The 11,969-nt window shown below is 56.7% G+C and carries 14 protein-coding genes; 5 read left to right on the top strand and 9 right to left on the bottom strand.

The window, feature by feature from the left end; all coding sequences use genetic code 11:
* Positions 1–73: 73 nt before the first annotated feature.
* Positions 74–478, top strand: a complete 405-nt coding sequence (gene cueR, locus OK409_RS09600) for a Cu(I)-responsive transcriptional regulator (RefSeq protein WP_010259067.1) — start codon at positions 74–76, stop codon at positions 476–478.
* On the opposite strand, the gene OK409_RS09595 is transcribed toward cueR, so the two are convergent.
* The 4 genes from OK409_RS09595 to OK409_RS09580 all read right to left on the bottom strand — a co-directional run bounded on the left by OK409_RS09595 (position 466) and on the right by OK409_RS09580 (position 3,595).
* Positions 466–912, bottom strand: a complete 447-nt coding sequence (locus OK409_RS09595) for an NfeD family protein (protein WP_010671234.1) — start codon at positions 910–912, stop codon at positions 466–468. The genes cueR and OK409_RS09595 overlap by 13 nt on opposite strands.
* A complete protein-coding gene (locus OK409_RS09590; protein WP_010259065.1) occupies positions 912–1,826 on the bottom strand; it encodes an SPFH domain-containing protein in 915 nt (304 codons plus the stop codon). The genes OK409_RS09595 and OK409_RS09590 overlap by 1 nt, the downstream gene beginning before the upstream one ends.
* A 58-nt stretch (positions 1,827–1,884) precedes the next feature.
* On the bottom strand, positions 1,885–2,742 hold the full coding sequence (locus tag OK409_RS09585) for a thioredoxin family protein (RefSeq protein WP_022626096.1): 858 nt from the start codon (positions 2,740–2,742) through the stop codon (positions 1,885–1,887).
* A gap of 79 nt (positions 2,743–2,821) precedes the next feature.
* Positions 2,822–3,595, bottom strand: coding sequence for an SDR family oxidoreductase (locus tag OK409_RS09580; RefSeq protein WP_179257114.1), 774 nt, complete (start codon positions 3,593–3,595; stop codon positions 2,822–2,824).
* Positions 3,596–3,954: 359 nt separating this feature from the next.
* Between OK409_RS09580 and OK409_RS09575 the strand changes: the two genes are divergently transcribed.
* Together OK409_RS09575 and OK409_RS09570 are read left to right on the top strand one after the other, a co-directional pair.
* Positions 3,955–4,599: a hypothetical protein gene (locus tag OK409_RS09575; RefSeq protein ID WP_033779638.1), complete on the top strand. Its 645-nt coding sequence runs from the start codon at positions 3,955–3,957 to the stop codon at positions 4,597–4,599.
* Complete coding sequence (locus tag OK409_RS09570) at positions 4,562–4,747, top strand: hypothetical protein (RefSeq protein WP_135980156.1); 186 nt, start codon at positions 4,562–4,564, stop codon at positions 4,745–4,747. Before OK409_RS09575 ends, OK409_RS09570 begins: the two co-directional genes overlap by 38 nt.
* 339 nt (positions 4,748–5,086) lie before the next feature.
* Here OK409_RS09570 and tesA read toward each other — a convergent pair whose 3' ends face one another.
* Positions 5,087–5,713 (bottom strand): multifunctional acyl-CoA thioesterase I/protease I/lysophospholipase L1, encoded by a 627-nt coding sequence (gene tesA / locus OK409_RS09565; protein WP_264367008.1) that lies wholly within the window; start codon positions 5,711–5,713, stop codon positions 5,087–5,089.
* Here tesA and ybbA point away from each other — a divergent pair.
* Positions 5,681–6,367 (top strand): putative ABC transporter ATP-binding protein YbbA, encoded by a 687-nt coding sequence (gene ybbA, locus OK409_RS09560; protein ID WP_010259059.1) that lies wholly within the window; start codon positions 5,681–5,683, stop codon positions 6,365–6,367. The two genes, tesA and ybbA, sit on opposite strands and share 33 nt — an antisense overlap.
* The gene (gene ybbP, locus OK409_RS09555; protein WP_167429853.1) at positions 6,364–8,781 is read left to right on the top strand and encodes a putative ABC transporter permease subunit YbbP; all 2,418 of its coding nucleotides are present in this window, start codon (positions 6,364–6,366) and stop codon (positions 8,779–8,781) included. The genes ybbA and ybbP overlap by 4 nt, the downstream gene beginning before the upstream one ends.
* 172 nt (positions 8,782–8,953) lie before the next feature.
* On the opposite strand, the gene purK is transcribed toward ybbP, so the two are convergent.
* From purK to ppiB, 4 genes are all read right to left on the bottom strand, one after another.
* A complete protein-coding gene (gene purK / locus OK409_RS09550) occupies positions 8,954–10,018 on the bottom strand; it encodes a 5-(carboxyamino)imidazole ribonucleotide synthase (RefSeq protein ID WP_163640636.1) in 1,065 nt (354 codons plus the stop codon).
* On the bottom strand, positions 10,015–10,521 hold the full coding sequence (gene purE, locus OK409_RS09545) for a 5-(carboxyamino)imidazole ribonucleotide mutase (RefSeq protein ID WP_033779634.1): 507 nt from the start codon (positions 10,519–10,521) through the stop codon (positions 10,015–10,017). The genes purK and purE overlap by 4 nt, the downstream gene beginning before the upstream one ends.
* Positions 10,522–10,652: 131 nt before the next feature.
* On the bottom strand, positions 10,653–11,369 hold the full coding sequence (lpxH, locus tag OK409_RS09540; protein ID WP_264367007.1) for a UDP-2,3-diacylglucosamine diphosphatase: 717 nt from the start codon (positions 11,367–11,369) through the stop codon (positions 10,653–10,655).
* The gene (gene ppiB / locus OK409_RS09535; RefSeq protein WP_010259052.1) at positions 11,369–11,863 is read right to left on the bottom strand and encodes a peptidylprolyl isomerase B; all 495 of its coding nucleotides are present in this window, start codon (positions 11,861–11,863) and stop codon (positions 11,369–11,371) included. Before ppiB ends, lpxH begins: the two co-directional genes overlap by 1 nt.
* Positions 11,864–11,969: the final 106 nt, after the last annotated feature.

Below are 11,969 nucleotides of genomic sequence, written 5' to 3'. Positions count from 1 at the left end.
TTGACCGATTGGTCATTTTCGATTCATGCTTAAGCATAAACCTTCCATCAAGGGGAAGGTCAAGGGGACGAAAATGAACATCAGCGATGTGGCAAAAAAGACCGGACTGACCAGCAAGGCGATACGTTTTTACGAAGAGAAGGGAGTGGTGACACCGCCGTTGCGCAGTGAAAATGGCTACCGCAGCTACAACGGACACCATCTTGAGGAGCTGAACCTGTTACGTCAGGCGCGACAGGTTGGCTTCACGCTGGATGAGTGTCGTGAGCTGGTGGCACTGTTTAACAATCCGTCGCGCCACAGTGCCGATGTAAAAGCCCGTACCCTGCAGAAAGCGGATGAAATTGCGGCGCATATTGAAGAGCTACACGTCATGCGCGCTCGCCTGCTGGCGCTGGCAGAGGCCTGTCCCGGCGATGACGGCGCCGAATGTCCGATTATCAACAATCTGGCTGGATGCTGCGGTCAGCGTGGCTGAATACGCAGCGTAATCCCCTCAATGCCGGTTACGACCACTGCTGTGCCCGCAGGCAGATCCTGCTCCGCCTCGACCCGCCAGCTGCTGTCCCCGATCCGCACATGGCCGGTGCGGTTATGCAGCGCGGTATCCAGCGTCAGCTGCAACCCGATCATCTGACTGCCGCGCTGGTTCAGGGCATTGGGTTTCTGACGCGCTTCACGGTGGCGCATCCAGCGATACCATAAAAAGACGCAGATCAGCGTCAGCACGGCAAACAGAGAGCCCTGCGCCGTCCAGCTTACCGGCACAAACCACTCAATGAGGCCGACGATGACCGCCGCCAGCCCGCTCCAGAGCAGGTAACCGCTGGTGCCCAGCATCTCAGCCGCCAGCAGTAACCCACCCAGCGTCAGCCAGAACCAGTGCGGATGCGCGATAATATCGACCAGCATCAGCGTTTCGACTCAGTGCGTGATTCCTTCAGCAGTTCACCGATGCCCGCAATCGAACCCAGCAGACTGCTCGCCTCCAGCGGCATCATCACCACTTTGCTGTTATTAGCTTCACCGATTTTTTGCAGCGCATCGGTATATTTCTGTGCCACAAAGTAGTTAATGGCCTGAATATCACCTGATGCGATCGCTTCCGAGACCATCTTAGTGGCGTTAGCTTCCGCTTCCGCCTGACGTTCGCGCGCTTCTGCCTGCAGGAACGCCGAGGTCCGTTCACCTTCTGCTTTGAGGATTTGCGACTGCTTATCCCCTTCAGCGCGCAGGATCGCCGCCTGTCGCACCCCTTCGGCGGTCAGAATATCGGCGCGTTTAGTTCGCTCCGCTTTCATCTGCGCATTCATCGCGCCAATCAGCTCCTGCGGCGGACGCACATCGCGGATCTCGATGCGGGTGATCTTGACACCCCACGGATTGGTCGCTTCATCCACGATATGCAGCAGGCGGGTGTTGATGCTGTCGCGCTGTGACAGCATTTCGTCCAGCTCCATGCTGCCAAGCACGGTACGCATATTGGTCATGGTGAGGTTAAGAATCGCCTGCTCAAGATTGCTGACTTCATACGCGGCACGCGCCGGGTCAACGACCTGAATAAAGCAGACTGCATCGATGGTGACGTTGGCATTGTCTTTGGAGATGATCTCCTGCGAGGGAATATCGAGTACCTGTTCCATCATGTTGATCTTACGACCGACACGATCCATGAACGGCACCACCAGGCTTAATCCTGGCTGCAGGGTGCGGGTATAACGGCCAAAGCGCTCAACCGTCCATTGAAAACCTTGTGGCACGATCTTGACGGTGGCCCAGACCGCCACCAGCGCCAGAATAATCAGGGCAGGAATTACAGTTATCATACAACCTCCGCGTTGTCAGATTAACGGGCCGAGTCGCTTCGGCCCGGGGTGCTGCCGCTTAGTAGAGCAGGGAATAGAGCTGACGGCGATAACGCGCGGCAAGTGCATCGCCGGTACCCAGCGCCGCCAGAATCTCCTGCAGCATTTTACGCGCCTGGCCATCAGCGGCATTAAGATCGGATTTCAGGAAGCTGAACAGCAGTTCCAGCGCTTCTTCATTACGACCCACCTGATGCAGCTGTAACGAGAGTTTAGCAGCCAGCCCGGCGTTAGTCGGGTCAGCCTCCAGCTGGGATTGCAGCTGCTGAATCTCCGGCGTATCCGCTGCCTGTTTCAGCAGATCGATCTGCGCCATCAGGCTCTGATAGCGGGTATCCTGATCCTGCAATGGCACCACTTTCAGCACCGCTTCCGCTTCATCGCTGCGGTTCAGGGTAATCAGTACGTCAGCCAGCAGGAAACCGATCTCGCTGGACTGATTGCTCAGCTGCCACGCATCTTTTAACAACGGCAGCGCCTCCAGCGGTTTACCTTCCTGCATCAGCGCCATCGCCTGCTGCGCTTTCAGCTCTTCTTCGCGCGGCAGGACTTTTTCCAGCAGGGCGCGGATCGCTTCTTCCGGCTGCGGTCCCTGGAAGCCATCAACCGGCTGACCATCCTGGAACAGATAGACGGTCGGGATTGAACGCAGACCAAACTGCGACGCCACCCTTTGCTCTTTGTCGCAATCCAGTTTTGCGAGAATAAACTGACCCGCGTACTCCTGCGCCAGGCGCTCCAGCACGGGCGTCAGCTCCTGACAGTGCTGGCTGCGCTCAGACCAGAAGTAGAACAGCACCGGCAGCTGCATCGACTGCTCAAGGGTCTGCTGCAGGTTAGATTCGTTGATGTCGATGATAGAAGCTTGTGGTGACATGGATAAGTCTCTTTGCAAAAAGTGTTCTAAGAATATGGGGCCAACTGGCCCGGCTTCAAGCGCTATTGCGCATGGCTGCTTAATGGCTGCGCAAAATGCGATCCAGCATCCAGCCGGGCAGTAACCGTTTCAGCAGGCTCATTATGTGTGCGACAAGTGTCACCGGATAGCGTAAACGCGGATGTTTACTCTCGAGTGCATGACGAAGTTTAGGCAGAATGGCTTCTGGTGGCAGAGTAAAACGTGCCGCGATGCCGGGGTTACGCACCGGGTTATGCTGTTCGCCCTGCGTCACATTGTCGGTAAAACGGGTCTGAATCGGACCCGGTTCAATCAGGCTGACCCGGATGCCGCGGCTGCGCACTTCAAGCCGCAGCGCATCGCTCCAGGCTTCCAGCGCATATTTACTGGCGGCATAGGCACCCCGGCCTGGCGTGGAGATCAGCCCCAGCACCGAGCTGGTATTAATAATGCGGCCATCGCCGCTGGCCTGCAACGCGGGCAACAGACGCAGTGTCAGCTGATGAACGCCGAAAAAGTTGCTGGAAAACTGCTGTTCCAGCTGCTGGCGGGAGAGGGTGTGCAGCGGGCCGTAGAGACCAAATCCGGCGTTGTTAAACAGCGCCGTCAGACGGTTATCGCAGAGCGCGAGCACTGTGTCGGCGGCCTGATCCACACTTTGCGGATCGTCGAGATCCAGTTGCAGCCCGGTAAAGCCCAGTGTTTCCATGCGGGCGACATCCTCTGCTTTACGGCAGGCGGCGATCACCCGGTAGCCCCGCGCCAGTAAATCGTGAGCGGCAACCAGGCCAATACCGCTGGAACAACCTGTAATCAGAATGTTTTTTTGCACAAATTCATCCCCTTCGAATCTCATGTTTTTTTAATAAGCTGTTATTTCTTCTGCATGTATACCTGATTGCAATGAGTCAGCATTTCACGTTTCTCTTTTATCTTCCTCCTGATTTACCAGGAGTCTGCCGTGAAAAATGAGTGATTACGATAACATCTTAATAATGATCAGACCCAGACCGGGCATAAAGTCTCTGCCATTTTGATGTTACTGGTTTTGCTTACATCATCTGGCGAAATGACAGATCTGGCGTGGCACAGGAGGAAATTCTGGCTGGCGGGTAAACTCAAGAAATCGTCTGGAAGCACTCATGAACTTTAGTTATTATTCGTACAGATTCAGGACCGCAGGGATGATATATGGACATTAAACAGGCTGCACTGGGAATTCTCGATGGGATATCTTCCATACCAAATACAGCTTACATGGGTATGGTCAGAAGTTGGGAGGGGAGCGGACTCGCAGGGCAGAGTGCTAAACAAAGAAATCAGGCTGAGACGGAGCGTTTTTTCTATATGCTCAAAAGCTTGGGTAATGCTGAGTCACCTTTACGCAGACTAATTACTCTTGTTTTCACCTGGTTTTATCAAAAGCTTGATGATGAAGGAAAGGAGGCTGTTAACAATAAATTGGGGTACGGCGCTGGAAGCATTGCAGGACGAACAGCCGGGCAAATTACATTGGCACAGACAACAGCAAGTATGATGTTGCGTCGGTTGGCTATTGACGAGGCATACAGGCATTTCATCCGATTCAGTGCTTCAGCCTCTCTAAACGTGGTGATGTTACAGGGGATAATTGAAGAGTCAGCAAGAGCGTCAAGAAGGATGAAAAACAAATATCCGGCTACGCACGCCAGGGTATCAAAAGAGAATTTAGATATGGTTTATTTCCTCGTTGAACGACAATTAGAGCCTTACCTTGTGTTCATCGAAGGACATCCTATTAATTGTAAAGGAATACAAGATGAAATTTGTAAAATCGTTAATGTCCCACGCAATTGAAGGAACCATTACCTTTTTGTCTGTGATTTTTGCTATGGGTTCTTTTTTCTGGTTTGAAAGCACATGGCTGAAACTTACCGGGTGTATCGGAGCATTAATAGTTGGCTATGTGATTTCATACGGAGCGGCGAAAATCAGAGGTGGCTGAACCTGAATTGCTGCTGTGATTTTGCAGCTATTAATAATTTTGCAGCTACTAATAATTGAGTTGAGTAGTTCTGGCTCAATGTTTTATTTAATGGTGAGATCGTTTTGTACTAACCTGCCACCAGAACGCCACAGACGCCCGCTGCGCCACACAAAAGCGCGGTCATCACACTTGATAACCCTATATAGATCATCCTCACAGCGCGGCAAATGTAAAGCCGCTGTCACCACTTTGCCGCCAATAACAAAAAAACCGATATTAAATTATTGATTTAAATAATTTATTATATGCGGCAAAGTGCTTTTTCATTTCTTTACCCTTTTTGCGCATCCAGGCGCGCTACGGCTGCTTAACTAAGGGGGCCAGGTCTTTTGCCATTAACTTGGCGATAAAAGGCTGGGCATCAGGATTAGGATGAATGCCATCCTGCTGCATCCACTCGGGTTTCAGATAAACCTGTTCCATGAAAAAGGGCACCAGAGGAATGTTATGCTGATGCGCTAATCCGGGATAGATGCCGCTGAACGCTTCGGTGTAGCGGCGGCCATAGTTGGCAGGCAGACGAATCTGCATCAGCAGCGGCTTCGCATTGGCGGCTTTAACATCGTCGATAACTTTACTCAGATTCTGCGCGATAGCGTCGGGCGGGAAACCGCGCAAACCATCGTTACCGCCCAATTCGATTAACACCCATTGCGGCTGATGCTGTTTTAATAGTGCGGGCAGGCGCGCCAACCCCTGTGCAGCCGTATCACCGCTGATACTGGCGTTGATCACTTTAGGTTTTTGCTGCCACTGCTTATCAAGCAGGCTGGGCCAGGCCGCGGTGGCAGACATGCGATAGCCCGCACTCAGGCTGTCGCCCAGCACCATCAGCGTATCTGCAGCAGCAAGACGCGACACCAGCAGAAGAATCAATAACAGGAAGGGATAATGCCAGCGGAAAACATTGTTGAAGTTCATCATCTTACTAAGTCCGTCGGTCAGGGAGAGCATCAGTTAACCATCCTTACCGGAGTTGAGTTGGTTGTCAAACCAGCTGAGACCATTGCGCTGATTGGCGAATCCGGTTCCGGCAAGTCAACCCTGCTCGGAATTCTGGCCGGGCTGGACGATGGCAGCAGCGGCGAAGTCCATCTGCTGGGGCAGCCACTGCACCAGATGAACGAAGAGCAGCGTGCGGCCCTGCGTGCCCGGCAGGTCGGCTTTGTATTCCAGTCGTTTATGCTGGTGCCAACCCTGAATGCCCAGGAGAATGTGCAGCTGCCTTCGCTGCTGCGCGGCGACAGCGACCGTCAGAGCCGTGAACAGGCGAGAGAGCTTCTGACGCTGCTCGGACTGGGTGAACGTCTGCATCATCTGCCCGCCCAGCTTTCAGGCGGCGAGCAGCAGCGCGTGGCGCTGGCCCGCGCCTTCAGTGGCCGTCCTGGTCTGCTGTTTGCCGATGAACCGACCGGCAATCTCGATCGTAAAACCGGTGACCGCATTGCCGATCTGCTGTTTTCCCTTAACCGCGACTTCGCCACCACGCTGATTCTGGTGACGCATGACGAGCAACTGGCGGCGCGCTGCGATCGTCGCCTGCGGCTGCGCGACGGTAAATTGTGGGAGGAGCAATGATCTGGCGCTGGTTCTGGCGCGAGTGGCGTTCGCCCTCGCTGCTGATTGTCTGGCTTGCGCTGACGCTGGCGGTGGCCTGCGTGCTGGCGCTGGGGTCGATCAGCGATCGCATGGAAAAAGGGCTGAATCAGCAGAGCCGTGATTTTATGGCCGGTGACCGTACGCTGCGCAGCAGTGATGCAGCGCCAGAAGCCTGGCTTGCAAAAGCAGCTGAAAGCGGTCTGACGGTGAGCCGTCAGCTGACCTTTATGACCATGACCTTTGCCGATCAGTCACCGCAGCTTGCCTCAGTAAAAGCGGTGGACGATCGCTACCCGATGTTTGGCACGCTGCAGACGCAGCCACCGGGGCTGAGGCCGCAGGCGGGAACTGCGCTGGCAGCACCGCGCCTGATGGCGCTGCTGAACCTGAAAGTGGGCGACACGCTGGAAGTGGGTGACACCCAGCTGCGTATCAGCGGCGAGGTGATCCAGGAGCCGGATGGTGGCTTTAACCCGTTTGAGATGGCGCCGCGTCTGCTGATCAATCTGGCGGATGCCGCCAAAACCGGTGCGATTCAGCCAGGCAGCCGCATCACCTGGCGCTATAAGTTTTCCGGTAATCCCGATCAGCTGGCCAGCTATGACCGCTGGATTGAACCACAGCTGAAAGCGGACCAGCGCTGGATCAGCGTGGAGAACTCGGAAGATGCACTGGGCCGTTCGATGCAGCGGGCACAGCAGTTCCTGCTGCTCTCGGCCTTGCTGACGCTGATGCTGGCGATTGCGGCCGTGGCGGTCGCCATGAGCCACTATTGCCGCAGCCGCTACGATCTGGTGGCGGTGCTGAAAACCCTGGGTGCGACGCACGGCGCGTTGCAGCGGCTGATCATCGGTCAGTGGCTGGCGGTTCTGCTGCTGGCGGCGATTGCCGGTGGTCTGGTGGGGCAGGGCGTTGAAGCGATCCTGATGGCGATGCTGAAACCCGTGCTGCCTGCCAGCTTACCGGCGGCGAGCGTCTGGCCGTGGATCTGGGCGGTGGGATCGCTGTTTGTGATTTCGCTGCTGGTGGGTCTGCGTCCCTATCGTCTGCTGCTGGCGACGCAGCCGCTGCGGGTGTTGCGGCGCGATGCGGTGGCGAACCTCTGGCCGCTGAAGATCTATATTCCGGTGATGATTGCTGTCGTGGTGACGCTGTTAGCGCTGCTGGTTGGCGGCAGTAAAATGCTCTGGGCGCTGCTGGCGGGCGTGGTGGTGCTGGCGGGATTGCTGGCACTACTCGGCTGGGGAACCCTGCTGCTGCTGCGTCGGCTGGTAGTGCGCAACCTGGCGTTACGACTGGCGATCAACCGGCTGCTGCGCCAGCCCGGCATGACGCTGAGCCAGCTTGCGGCCTTTTCGCTGTCGTTCATGCTGCTGGCGCTGCTGCTGGTAATGCGTGGCGATCTGCTGGATCGCTGGCAGCAGCAGTTACCGGCGGATAGCCCGAACTTCTTCCTGCTGAACATGACGGCAGATCAGGTACCGCAGGTGCGTGATTTCCTGCAGTCGCATCAGATCACGCCCGGGACCTTTTACCCGATTGCGCGGGTGCGGCTCAGTGAACTCAACGGCAAACCGGCCGATCCGAAGCTGGATAATGCCCTGAACCGTGAGCTCAACCTGACGGAACTGGCCGATCGTCCGGATCATAATCCGCTGGTGGCAGGCAACTGGCCACCTAAAGCGGGTGAAGTGTCGATGGAAGTGGAGCTGGCCGATCGGCTGGGGCTGAAGCTCGGCGATACCCTGACGTTCGATGGCGATACGCAGACCTTCAGCGCGCGCATTACCAGTTTGCGTAAAGTGGACTGGGAAAGCCTGAAGCCAAACTTCTTCTTTATCTTCCCGCCGGGCGCGCTCGACAGCCAGCCGCAGACCTGGCTCACCAGCTTCCGCATGGAGGCGAATCCTGTTCTGCTGGCGCAGCTTAACCGTGCTTTTCCGGCGCTGAGTCTGCTGGATATCGGCAGCATTATGCGGCAGATCGGCCAGGTGCTGGCGCAGGTCAGCCAGGCGCTGGAGATCATGGTGGTGCTGGTAACCGCCTGCGGCGTGTTGCTGCTGCTGGCGCAGATTCAGGTCGGTATGCGCCAGCGGCGTCAGGAGCTGGTGGTCTATCGCACGCTGGGTGCCGGTAAACGCCTGCTGCGCACGACGCTGTGGTGTGAGTTTGCATTGCTCGGCGTGGTCTCCGGCGTGGCGGCGGCGATGGGGGCAGAAGCGGCACTGTGGGGATTACAGACTAAGATTTTCGACTTCCCGTGGCAGCCTGACTGGACCCTGTGGCTGGCGCTGCCGTTGTGTGGCGCGCTGCTGTTATCGCTCTGCGGTGGCTGGCTGGGGATCCGATTACTGAAAGGGAAGGCGTTGTTCAGGAAGTTTGATGCGGCGTAAGGCAGGGCTGGAATAAGGCGGCACCAGGCCGCCTTTGACCTTGATCCCGATCGCACCCGTTACCGGCGTCTGAATCTGTCTAACCGGTGTCGACCCTGGCTCACCGGCGTATACGTCCATCACATTAACCTTCTGAGCCGCCTGATAAAGGCATTATCAGGCGGTGCGGGGATTACAGTTTTTCAACCGCCCAGGCGATGCCGCTGGCGTACGCTTCCGGTAGCTGCGTCACCAGCGCATTAAGGGCAGCCCTGAGCCGCTCTGTATCACTGTCGGTCAGGTTCAGATGGCCCACTTTACGACCCGGACGCACTTCTTTGTCATACCAGTGCAGATGCACCAGCGGCTGCTGCAGCCAGCTCAGATTCACGTCGGTGCCAATCAGATTGACCATCGCCGACGGCGCAAACACCACCGGCTGTGGTAATGCCAGACCAAGAATGGCGCGCAGATGCAGCTCAAACTGGCTGATCGACGCACCGTTCTGCGTCCAGTGCCCACTGTTATGGACGCGCGGCGCCAGCTCATTGATCAGCAATCCGTCTGGCGTAACGAAACACTCCATCGCCATTACGCCGACGTAGTTCAGTTCCTGCATGATCGCGCTCAGCATCGCTTCGGCCTGCTGCTGCTGTGTCTGATCCGCCTGCGGCAGCGCAACGCTGGTGCGCAGAATGCCATCCTGATGCAGGTTATGCGTCAGCGGATAGAACACCACCTGGCCATCGTGACCGCGCGCCCCCACCAGTGAGACTTCACCGGAAAAGTTGATGCCCTGCTCAACGATGCATTCGCCGTAGCACGCCTCCGGCAGGGTGTGAGTCTCATCGGCACGCAGACGCCACTGACCCCGGCCGTCGTAACCGCCGGTGCGGCTTTTCACAATCGCTAATTCGCCCAGCGAGTCGAACACCGCTGGCCATTCGCTTTTGTCCGCCAGCAACTGCCACGGCGCGGTGGCCAGTCCCAGCTGATCCAGCAGCTGTTTCTGCGTCAGACGATCCGCCAGACGCGGAAAGATATCGCGGTTAACAAAGGCCGGATGGCTGGCCAGCTCACGCGTCAGCGCCGTCTCCGGCCAGCGTTCGATTTCGGCGGTGATCACGCTGTCGGCGATAGGGAGCGCGGTGGGATCGGCGTCTAAGCCTACCGGATACACCGCGATGCCCAGGGGTTCACCCGCCTGACGCAGCATACGACCTAACTGGCCGTTGCCCAGTACGCAAACCGGCTTCATGCATCCACCCGCGGATCGGGATGGTTCAGCACCTCATCGGTCTGGCTCTGACGCCAGGTGGTCAGGCGTAACGCCAGCGCACTGTCATGCAGCGCCAGAATCTGCGCCGCCAGCAGCGCGGCATTGGCTGCGCCTGCCTTGCCAATCGCCAGCGTACCGACCGGAATACCGCGCGGCATCTGCACAATCGAATAGAGGCTATCGACGCCGCTCAGTGCTGCGCTCTGCACCGGCACACCCAGCACCGGCACCAGCGTTTTTGCCGCCAGCATACCCGGCAGATGTGCCGCGCCACCTGCGCCAGCAATAATCACCTGAAGACCCTTGTCGGCTGCCGTTTCGGCGAAGCTGAACAGTTTATCCGGGGTGCGGTGCGCAGAGACCACTTCAACATCAAAAGGGACGTCCAGGCTGGAGAGGATTTCAGCGGCGAACTGCATGGTGGCCCAGTCACTTCTGGAACCCATAACAATGGCGATGCGGGCCGGGGCGTTGGATGGCATGCGGTCAACTCCTGTGAATGAACAAACAGACCTGGCCGAGCGGACAGGTTTTGAAGGGCACCGAGAATAGCATGAGAAGCACGCAAGGAAAACGGTTGCGTCGGGCTTAAGGTCGTGGATTTAACCGCAGATTAAAAGTCGAAATGGATAAGCTGAATGCCACTGGCGTCGAGCTGGATCATGGAACCCCGGCTGTGCCAGGCACCCAGCACCGCGCGTTGCGCCGTTTCACCCTGCGGGCTCAGCGTATGAATCGCCGGGCGATGAGTGTGACCGTGGATTAACAGCGGCACCTGCTGGCGCAGCATAGTGGCGACGACCGCTTCCTGATTCACATCCATGATGGTCTGGGATTTATGCTGGTTGGCCTGTTTACTGTCGGCGCGCATCCGGGCGGCAATACGTTTACGTATCCATAACGGCAACGCGAGAAACAGCCGCTGGATCCAGGGATTATGCACTTTGGCCCGAAAACGCAGGTAACCCGCATCGTCGGTACAGAGCGTATCGCCGTGCATGATCAGCAACCGATGGCCGTAGAGCGTCAGCACCTGCTCTTCCGGCAGCAGCGTCATGCCGCAGGCCTGCGCGAAGCGTCGGCCAATCAGGAAGTCGCGATTGCCATGGATAAAGTAAACCGGAACCGGAAGGGCGCGCAGGGCGCGGGCAACCTGCTGATGCAGTGGATTGGGATCGTCGTCGCCAATCCAGGCTTCAAACAGATCGCCGAGAATATAGAGCGCGTCGCAGTGGGGCGCTTCGCGCTGTAAAAAATGCAGAAAACCGGCGGTAATCGCCGGTTCTTCCTGACACAGATGGAGATCTGCGATAAACAGCGTGCGCGACATTACTCGCTGACGGTCACTTTCTGGATAACGACGTCGTCTTTTGGCACATCCTGGTGCATGCCGCTGCGGCCGGTAGAGACCGCTTTGATCTTCTCGACCACATCCATACCTTCAACCACTTCAGCGAATACGCAGTAGCCCCAGCCCTGAACGCTTTCGTCACGGAAGTTCAGGAAGTCGTTGTCAGCTACGTTGATGAAAAACTGTGCGGTCGCAGAGTGCGGCGCAGAGGTACGTGCCATTGCCAGCGTACCTTTGGTGTTTTTCAGGCCATTACTGGCTTCGTTCTGAATTTCGGCTTTAGTTTCTTTCTGCTTCATGCCCGGCTCGAAGCCGCCGCCCTGAATCATAAAGCCGTTGATTACGCGGTGAAAAATGGTGTTGTCGTAAAAACCTTCACGGCAGTAATCCAGGAAGTTCTGTACGGTTGCCGGCGCTTTATCATCGAAAGTTTTGATTACGATATCGCCATGGTTCGTCTGGAAAGTTACCATTTTTGTCGTCCTGTAAAGGTTGTCATCAGTTGCTGAGGTCGCTCTGTCGATGGGCGTCCCCCTTTTTGTCGACCGTTCTTATATCATAATTTCCAATGACGCGTCA

Source organism: Pantoea sp. RG18 (genome assembly GCF_025910075.1).
Lineage (GTDB): Bacteria > Pseudomonadota > Gammaproteobacteria > Enterobacterales > Enterobacteriaceae > Pantoea > Pantoea agglomerans.
This window is presented reverse-complemented; position numbering and strand designations above follow the sequence as displayed.

What these genes read in the sequence shown, in the direction of transcription:
- cueR (WP_010259067.1), top strand. Translation starts at nt 74, where the DNA reads ATGAACATCAGCGATGTGGCAAAAAAGACCGGACTGACCAGCAAGGCG.
- OK409_RS09595 (WP_010671234.1), bottom strand. Translation starts at nt 912, where the DNA reads ATGCTGGTCGATATTATCGCGCATCCGCACTGGTTCTGGCTGACGCTG.
- OK409_RS09590 (WP_010259065.1), bottom strand. Translation starts at nt 1,826, where the DNA reads ATGATAACTGTAATTCCTGCCCTGATTATTCTGGCGCTGGTGGCGGTC.
- OK409_RS09585 (WP_022626096.1), bottom strand. Translation starts at nt 2,742, where the DNA reads ATGTCACCACAAGCTTCTATCATCGACATCAACGAATCTAACCTGCAG.
- OK409_RS09575 (WP_033779638.1), top strand. Translation starts at nt 3,955, where the DNA reads ATGGACATTAAACAGGCTGCACTGGGAATTCTCGATGGGATATCTTCC.
- OK409_RS09570 (WP_135980156.1), top strand. Translation starts at nt 4,562, where the DNA reads ATGAAATTTGTAAAATCGTTAATGTCCCACGCAATTGAAGGAACCATT.
- ybbA (WP_010259059.1), top strand. Translation starts at nt 5,681, where the DNA reads ATGCCAGCGGAAAACATTGTTGAAGTTCATCATCTTACTAAGTCCGTC.
- tesA (WP_264367008.1), bottom strand. Translation starts at nt 5,713, where the DNA reads ATGATGAACTTCAACAATGTTTTCCGCTGGCATTATCCCTTCCTGTTA.
- ybbP (WP_167429853.1), top strand. Translation starts at nt 6,364, where the DNA reads ATGATCTGGCGCTGGTTCTGGCGCGAGTGGCGTTCGCCCTCGCTGCTG.
- purK (WP_163640636.1), bottom strand. Translation starts at nt 10,018, where the DNA reads ATGAAGCCGGTTTGCGTACTGGGCAACGGCCAGTTAGGTCGTATGCTG.
- purE (WP_033779634.1), bottom strand. Translation starts at nt 10,521, where the DNA reads ATGCCATCCAACGCCCCGGCCCGCATCGCCATTGTTATGGGTTCCAGA.
- lpxH (WP_264367007.1), bottom strand. Translation starts at nt 11,369, where the DNA reads ATGTCGCGCACGCTGTTTATCGCAGATCTCCATCTGTGTCAGGAAGAA.
- ppiB (WP_010259052.1), bottom strand. Translation starts at nt 11,863, where the DNA reads ATGGTAACTTTCCAGACGAACCATGGCGATATCGTAATCAAAACTTTC.